6 protein-coding genes and 2 pseudogenes are annotated in these 8,365 nt (G+C 43.4%); 7 read left to right on the plus strand and 1 reads right to left on the minus strand.

Features of this window, described 5'->3' with window-relative positions; all coding sequences use genetic code 11:
• Positions 1 to 93: 50S ribosomal protein L34 (gene rpmH, locus C6H66_RS19465; RefSeq protein ID WP_105396448.1), on the minus strand; the 93-nt coding region annotated here is incomplete at its 3' end.
• 692 nt (positions 94 to 785) lie between these two features.
• On the opposite strand from rpmH, the gene dnaA reads away from it, so the two are divergent.
• The 7 genes and pseudogenes from dnaA to C6H66_RS19505 all read left to right on the plus strand — a co-directional run.
• Positions 786 to 2,174, plus strand: coding sequence for a chromosomal replication initiator protein DnaA (gene dnaA, locus C6H66_RS19470; RefSeq protein ID WP_036782378.1), 1,389 nt, complete (start codon positions 786 to 788; stop codon positions 2,172 to 2,174).
• Positions 2,175 to 2,178: 4 nt separating this feature from the next.
• Positions 2,179 to 3,279 carry a DNA polymerase III subunit beta gene (dnaN, locus tag C6H66_RS19475; RefSeq protein ID WP_046396580.1) on the plus strand — a complete coding sequence of 367 codons (1,101 nt, stop codon included), beginning with the start codon at positions 2,179 to 2,181 and terminating at the stop codon, positions 3,277 to 3,279.
• Positions 3,280 to 3,300: 21 nt separating this feature from the next.
• Positions 3,301 to 4,392: a DNA replication/repair protein RecF gene (gene recF, locus C6H66_RS19480; protein ID WP_105396449.1), complete on the plus strand. Its 1,092-nt coding sequence runs from the start codon at positions 3,301 to 3,303 to the stop codon at positions 4,390 to 4,392.
• A 19-nt stretch (positions 4,393 to 4,411) separates the two neighbouring features.
• Positions 4,412 to 6,826, plus strand: coding sequence for a DNA topoisomerase (ATP-hydrolyzing) subunit B (gyrB, locus tag C6H66_RS19485; protein WP_105396450.1), 2,415 nt, complete (start codon positions 4,412 to 4,414; stop codon positions 6,824 to 6,826).
• A gap of 140 nt (positions 6,827 to 6,966) precedes the next feature.
• Positions 6,967 to 7,085: pseudogene (locus C6H66_RS26970) on the plus strand (type VI secretion system tube protein Hcp); the annotation flags it as partial.
• 125 nt (positions 7,086 to 7,210) lie between these two features.
• Positions 7,211 to 7,570: pseudogene (gene tssD / locus C6H66_RS19495) on the plus strand (type VI secretion system tube protein TssD); the annotation flags it as partial.
• Between the two features lie 638 nt (positions 7,571 to 8,208).
• A partial coding sequence (locus C6H66_RS19505) for a helix-turn-helix domain-containing protein (RefSeq protein ID WP_146111079.1) occupies positions 8,209 to 8,365 on the plus strand: 157 nt, incomplete at its 3' end.

Genomic DNA, 8,365 nt, shown 5'->3' on the forward strand with positions numbered 1-8,365 from the left:
CAGAACCTGACGACCATTTTTGGTAGCCATACGAGCGCGGAAGCCGTGAGAACGGTTACGCTTCAGTACGGATGGTTGGAAAGTGCGTTTCATAGCGATTTCTACCTAACTTAAGATTATTACTGATTCAGTAAACGCGTTGGCAGCCAGTGAGCATATAGACACCGATGCCTCAATCGCAACATCAATATAAAAGAAGCGGGATTGTAATAAAATGTACAGCTCTGAGTCAATTTACATAACACAAAGTCGGCCGGCTTTTCTACTGAGTTGGATGTTTACCAACACTCTGCCCATGCGTACACCAGAACCCTTCACTAAGAATTATCGGTAAAAAACTCTGGTATCGCACATAGGGTGCAACATTATACGGACTACTGAACAAAGCGCAACGATCACCGGCAGATCTTCGTTTTCTGCTATGATCCTTGGTCCGATTTTATTTTGAATATCGGCTTATTCTCGATCTGCATTTGACAACCACCATAACTCCACTGCAACCCCTTTACAGCCCTTTATTTCACAGACAATTTTATCCTGTGGATAAAAAGCGCTTAAACTGTGTAAAAGAATGAAGATCTATATCGTCTTTTGCGCTATGATCCCCAGCCATGATTTGGATCTTATCCTCGGATCATGGGGGAGCGATGACATTAAAAATCGCCACACACATGACAATCGATCCTTCCTCGCCTTAGAGGAGTCGTTGTTTTGTACCCAATATAATGAGCTAACCACTCCGATTTCTTTAATTGTTAATTGGCCTTGTTTTAGGGGAGTCCACCGTGTCACTTTCGCTTTGGCAGCAATGTCTTGCCCGATTGCAGGATGAATTACCTGCCACAGAATTCAGTATGTGGATACGCCCCCTTCAGGCAGAGCTAAGTGGTAACACTCTGGCACTTTATGCCCCAAATCGATTCGTTCTGGATTGGGTAAGAGAGAAGTATATCAACAACATCAATGGGTTGTTGAATGACTTCTGTGGAGCTGAAGTACCATTATTACGTTTTGAAGTTGGCAATAAACCTATTTCCCAAAATGATAGCCCGCCACAAAGGGTTGTTGCTCACGCGCCGGTTGCACCTGCACCACAAAACACATCAGTACGCCCCAGTTGGGATAACACTGCGGTACAACCAGAGCTATCTTATCGCTCTAATGTTAACCCGAAACATACTTTCGATAACTTTGTTGAAGGTAAATCCAACCAACTTGCTCGCGCTGCGGCAAGACAGGTCGCTGATAATCCCGGCGGCGCTTATAATCCACTATTTCTTTATGGTGGTACGGGTTTAGGTAAAACCCATCTATTGCATGCCGTAGGCAACAGCATTATGGCACGTAAGGCAAATGCCAAGGTGGTCTATATGCATTCTGAACGTTTCGTTCAGGATATGGTCAAAGCATTACAAAATAATGCAATAGAAGAGTTCAAACGCTATTACCGCTCTGTCGACGCATTACTGATCGATGATATTCAGTTTTTTGCCAATAAAGAACGCTCTCAAGAAGAGTTCTTCCATACATTCAACGCATTACTGGAAGGTAATCAACAGATTATTCTGACATCAGATCGCTATCCAAAAGAGATCAATGGGGTAGAAGATCGGTTAAAATCCCGTTTTGGCTGGGGGTTAACCGTTGCCATTGAACCACCGGAACTAGAAACTCGTGTCGCTATCTTGATGAAAAAGGCAGACGAAAACGAAATCCAGTTGCCTGGAGAAGTTGCTTTCTTTATAGCTAAACGTCTGCGTTCTAATGTCCGTGAACTCGAAGGGGCATTGAACAGGGTAATAGCGAATGCCAATTTTACCGGTCGAGCGATTACTATTGATTTTGTACGTGAAGCATTACGTGACTTATTAGCACTGCAAGAAAAACTGGTTACCATTGATAATATTCAGAAAACAGTCGCTGAGTATTATAAAATCAAGGTGGCCGATTTACTTTCCAAACGGCGCTCCCGTTCCGTTGCCCGTCCAAGGCAAATGGCAATGGCGCTGGCAAAAGAGTTAACCAACCACAGCTTGCCTGAAATCGGGGATGCCTTTGGTGGACGTGACCACACAACTGTGTTGCATGCTTGTCGTAAGATCGAACAACTGCGTGAAGAAAGTCACGACATCAAAGAGGATTTTTCTAACTTAATCAGAACATTGTCTTCCTAGTGCTATGAAATTTATCATTGAACGTGAGCAATTGTTAAAACCACTGCAACAGGTCAGTAGCCCGCTGAGTGGGCGCCCTACTCTGCCTATTCTTGGTAATTTATTACTACAGGTTACAGAAGGTTCCCTGTTGCTGACCGGCACAGATTTAGAAATGGAAATGATGGCAAGAGTCACGCTTTCATCGCCACACGCAGAAGGTGCAACCACGGTACCGGCACGTAAATTCTTTGATATCTGGCGAGGTCTGCCAGATGGGGCCGAAATCAGTGTAGAACTGGATGGCGACCGCTTATTGGTGCGTTCCGGTCGCAGCCGTTTCTCGCTCTCCACATTGCCTGCATCTGATTTTCCAAATCTCGATGACTGGCAAAGTGAAGTGGAGTTTTCACTGCCCCAAGCCACACTGAAACGCCTTATTGAATCAACTCAATTCTCAATGGCTCACCAGGATGTCCGCTATTACCTCAACGGTATGTTGTTTGAAACCGAAGGAGAAGAATTGCGTACAGTTGCAACCGATGGTCACCGTCTGGCAGTCTGTTCTATGGGAATTGGTCAAAAGTTGCCTTCCCATTCGGTTATCGTGCCACGCAAAGGCGTGATTGAACTCATGAGATTGCTGGATGGTGGCGATACTCCGCTACAGTTACAAATCGGCAGTAACAATATCCGTGCCCACGTTGGCGACTTTATTTTTACTTCTAAATTGGTGGATGGGCGTTTCCCTGATTATCGCCGCGTATTGCCAAAGAACCCGGATAAAACCCTGGAAGCTAATTGCGATATGCTGAAACAAGCTTTTTCACGCGCAGCAATTCTCTCTAACGAGAAATTCCGTGGAGTTCGCCTCTATTTCAGTAAAAACCAGCTAAAAATCACAGCCAATAACCCTGAACAGGAAGAAGCCGAAGAGATTGTCGATGTCAGCTACCAAGGTGCTGAAATGGAAATAGGCTTTAATGTTAGTTACGTGTTAGATGTTCTCAATACACTAAGATGTGAAGAGGTTCGTTTATTACTGACGGATGCTATTTCCAGTGTTCAGATAGAAGACTGTGCCAGCCACAATGCGGCTTATGTCGTGATGCCAATGCGCCTGTAACCGGATTTATATTTCAGGTATATGACTCTCACGCGTTTACTTATCCGCGATTTTCGTAATATCGCCGCCGCTGATTTGCCTCTAGCTACCGGATTTAATTTTCTGGTTGGATCTAATGGCAGCGGCAAAACCAGCGTATTGGAAGCGATTTATACGCTGGGTCACGGACGCGCTTTTCGTAGCATTCAGACAGGGCGGATAATTCGTCACGACTGTGATGAATTTGTTCTGCATGGGCGGTTAAGACAACAAGAGAACGAGCGAGAACGGTCTATCGGTCTGAGTAAAAACCGTCATGGCGACAGTAAAGTCAGAATTGATGGTAGTGATGGCTGTAAAATTGCCGAACTGGCTAAGATGTTACCTATGCAGCTTATTACCCCAGAAGGGTTTACCCTGTTAAATGGCGGGCCAAAGTATCGACGGGCCTTTATTGACTGGGGTTGCTTTCACAATGAGCCACGCTTTTTTTCTGCATGGGTAAACTTAAAACGGCTACTCAAACAACGCAATGCAGCACTACGACAAGTTACCCGCTACAGCCAGATACGGCCCTGGGATCAGGAATTGGCGCCACTCGCTAACCAAATAAATCAGTGGCGTGGTGAATATGTTGCAAACATCACTCAGGATATTACGGATACCTGTAAGCAATTCTTACCCGAATTTACATTAAGTTTCTCTTTTCAACAGGGATGGGACAAAGAGAGTGATTATGCTGAATTACTGGAACGCCAATTTGAGCGCGACAGAACGTTAACCTATACAGCTTCCGGCCCACATAAGGCAGATCTGCGCATTCGTGCGGAAGGAACGCCAGTAGAAGATATGCTATCCCGCGGTCAATTAAAGTTACTGATGTGCGCACTGCGGCTAGCACAGGGTGAATATTTCACCCGACAGAGCGGACAACAATGTCTGTATCTGCTTGATGATTTTGCCTCCGAACTGGATACCGGCCGCCGTCAGTTGCTGGCCGCTCGTCTAAAATCCACGCAAGCTCAGGTATTTGTCAGTGCGATAAATTCCGATCAAATAACAGACATGCTTGATGGAAACAGCAAGATGTTTCGCGTGGAAAATGGCAAAATAGAGGTTCAACCACAGGATTAAAAATGAGCGAGAAACGTTGATGTCGAATACATATGACTCCTCAAGTATCAAGGTATTAAAAGGGCTGGATGCGGTGCGTAAACGTCCGGGCATGTATATCGGTGATACAGACGATGGTACCGGCTTACACCACATGGTCTTCGAGGTTGTCGACAACGCTATCGACGAAGCCCTCGCAGGTCATTGTAATGAAGTTATCGTCACTATCCATGCTGATAACTCAGTCTCCGTACAGGATGATGGCCGCGGTATTCCTACCGGCATACACGAAGAAGAAGGTGTTTCAGCAGCCGAAGTTATTATGACCGTGCTGCATGCGGGGGGTAAATTCGATGATAACTCTTATAAAGTCTCCGGCGGTTTGCACGGCGTAGGGGTTTCTGTTGTTAACGCCTTGTCTGAAAAGCTGGAATTGGTTATCCGCCGTGACGGCAAAGTTCATGAACAGACTTATCACCTTGGCGTACCACAAAGCCCACTGAAAGTCGTTGGAGAAACAGAACAGACAGGTACCCGTGTCCGTTTCTGGCCGAGCATGGATACTTTCCGTAATAACACAGAATTCCAGCACGACATTCTGGCTAAACGCTTGCGTGAATTATCCTTCCTGAATTCCGGTGTATCCATCCGCCTTATTGATAAACGCACTAATACGGAAGACCACTTCCATTATGAAGGTGGCATTAAAGCGTTTGTTGAGTTTCTAAATAAAAACAAAACCCCCATTCATCCAAATGTTTTCTATTTCTCTACAGAAAAAGACGGCATCGGCGTTGAAATTTCAATGCAATGGAATGATGGTTTCCAGGAAAATATTTACTGCTTCACCAATAACATCCCACAACGCGATGGGGGAACTCACTTAGTTGGCTTCCGTACTGCGATGACACGTACCCTTAATAGTTACATGGACAAAGAAGGGTACAACAAGAAATCCAAAGTCAGCGCTACGGGTGATGATGCTCGTGAAGGTTTAGTTGCTGTTATTTCCGTTAAAGTACCTGATCCAAAATTCTCTTCTCAGACTAAAGACAAACTCGTCTCCTCCGAAGTGAAAACTGCGGTTGAAACGTTGATGAATGAGAAGCTGGTGGAATATCTACTGGAAAATCCAAACGACGCTAAAACTGTCGTCAGTAAAATTATTGATGCTGCTCGCGCTCGTGAGGCAGCTCGCAAAGCGCGTGAAATGACACGCCGTAAAGGGGCACTGGATCTAGCTGGACTGCCAGGCAAATTGGCTGATTGTCAGGAGCGTGATCCGGCACTCTCTGAGCTCTACCTAGTGGAAGGGGACTCTGCGGGTGGCTCGGCAAAACAGGGCCGCAACCGCAAAAATCAGGCAATTTTGCCGCTAAAAGGTAAAATCCTGAACGTCGAAAAAGCGCGTTTCGATAAAATGCTCTCTTCTCAGGAAGTAGCAACCCTGATCACCGCATTGGGCTGCGGTATTGGCCGTGACGAATACAATCCAGATAAGCTGCGTTACCATAGCATTATTATCATGACGGATGCGGACGTCGATGGTTCTCATATTCGTACTCTATTGCTGACTTTCTTCTATCGTCAAATGCCAGAAATCATTGAACGCGGTCATGTGTTTATTGCTCAACCACCGTTGTATAAAGTCAAAAAAGGTAAACAAGAACAATACATTAAAGATGATGAGGCAATGGATGAGTACCAACTATCCATTGCACTGGATGGCGCTTCACTTTACACCAATGAGCACGCGCCAGCCCTAAAAGGTGAACCACTGGAAAAACTGGTGACCGAATTTAATGGTGTTCAAAAAATCATTAAACGCATGGAACGTCTGTATCCGCTAAGTTTATTGAATAGCCTAATTTATCATCCGAAGCTGACCGAAGAAGCATTGTCTGATAAGGCGAAAGTTGAAGAATGGATTGAAATGCTGGCCACTCGTCTGAATGACAGTGAACAGAACGGCAGTAGCTACAGTTATCGCCTCCATGAAAATCGTGAGCGCCAAATGTACGAACCGGTGCTGTGTGTTCGTACACACGGTGTCGATACTGATTACCTATTGGACTTCGATTTTGTCCACGGCGGTGAATATCACCGAATCACTCAGCTAGGCGATAAACTTCGCAACTTGATCGAAGAAAGCGCTTATATCGAACGCGGTGAACGACGCCAACCGGTTAGCAGTTTTGAGCAAGCGCTAAACTGGTTGACTAAAGAGTCTCGCCGCGGGTTGTCTATACAGCGCTATAAGGGCTTGGGAGAAATGAACCCTGAGCAGTTATGGGAAACGACCATGAACCCGGAAACTCGCCGCATGATGCGTGTGACAGTAAAAGATGCCATTGCAACTGACCAACTGTTTACAACTCTGATGGGTGATGCTGTTGAACCTCGCCGAGCATTTATTGAAGAGAATGCCCTGAAAGCAGCCAATATTGATATCTAATTGATATTATTATCAATTTAAAAAAGCGCTCATATTGATTCTCTATGAGCGCTTTTTTTATCTGTTATTTACGACCAATAAAGTGTAATTTATTTAATGTTTATGTAAAACATCACTTAAATATAATCTAAGGGTATAATATGGCTGACATGATTTACATGACAATAAAGGGAAAAAACAGGGATTAATATCGGCTGGATGTTCTTCTGTTGATTCTATTGGTAATAAATATCAAGCAAACCATCTTGACCAGATATTAGTTTATACCCTATGGATTTCAAGTTGCATCGCGGCGGCAAGGGAGTGAATCCCCGGGAGCATAGCAAACTATGTGACCGGGGTGAGCGAGTGCAGCCAACAAAGAGGCAGCTTGAAAGATGACGGGTATATAGCTTAAGCCATGCGATAACACAAACTCAAAATGTCGATCATCAACCCATTATTATCCAAAAACCTATCGACAAATCATCACCATTACTCGGTGTTGCTATTTCTGAGAATGAGTCTCTTGAATGCTCTATTGATTTTTACCGAACTAACTCAAATGGTGCTCAAGAACGTTATTACAATATAAAAATCACTGGCGCCACAATCACTGAAATAAGTGTCTTACATCCACATTCATTGAATCATAATGAGCTTCCACCACAGGAAAGTATCTCGTTAAAATATACAAACATTACCTGGAATCACCTTATCGCAGGTACTGGCGGTTATAGTATTTGGGATGATAGAATTTATTAAAAGAGCAAAACAAGGCGTTTTAATTTAACGCCTTGTTTCATTGACGAACTTTCTTGGTAGAACCAAAGCATATAAAATAGAAAACATCACACTACCTACTCTAATTACCTCACTATTTAAATTAATAAACATTGATATAATTTCATGATAACCACCATATTTCACAATAAACAATTGAATTGAACCCAACATTACTATAATAAAAAACCCAATAACAGAGAGAATATAACTTAGTCTTTTCTCTATAGTAATTTTCATGAAAAGAAGAAAAAACAAAAGCGTTAACGATAAAAGATAGTACAGAAAAATATCCTGCCAAGTAGATTGAGTGGAAATTGTAACATCTATATAGTCCATTATTCTTTTTCACCAGTAATTTATTGTCAACATTTAAACTTCCTTGGGAACATCATCATGACTAAAATTGAAAATATCACCGCACTTACTCTTATTACCTCATCATTTAAATTCAAAAATATAAATGGTGGAATCAAGGAATAACTAAATTTAGATATAATTAATTGATCTGTACAAAAAGAAAATAAAAACAAAAGGCGGATTCGACTAATAAGCGCAATTTTTCAGAAAGGCGGTCAGTTGCTATAGTAGGCATCTTTCCCGCCACAGGAGAATGCGCTATGGCCTATACACAACTGACCGAGACAGAAAGATATCAGATTTCCAGTTTAAAAACAGCGGGTTTTTCACAGCTTTTCATTGCTGAGTCACTTAAGCGAAGTCCGTCGACCATCAGCAGAGAATTGAAGAGAAATCAAGAAGTTCAAACCTATTGCC

Origin of the sequence: Photorhabdus hindustanensis (assembly GCF_002968995.1) — a bacterium.
Lineage (GTDB): Bacteria > Pseudomonadota > Gammaproteobacteria > Enterobacterales > Enterobacteriaceae > Photorhabdus > Photorhabdus akhurstii.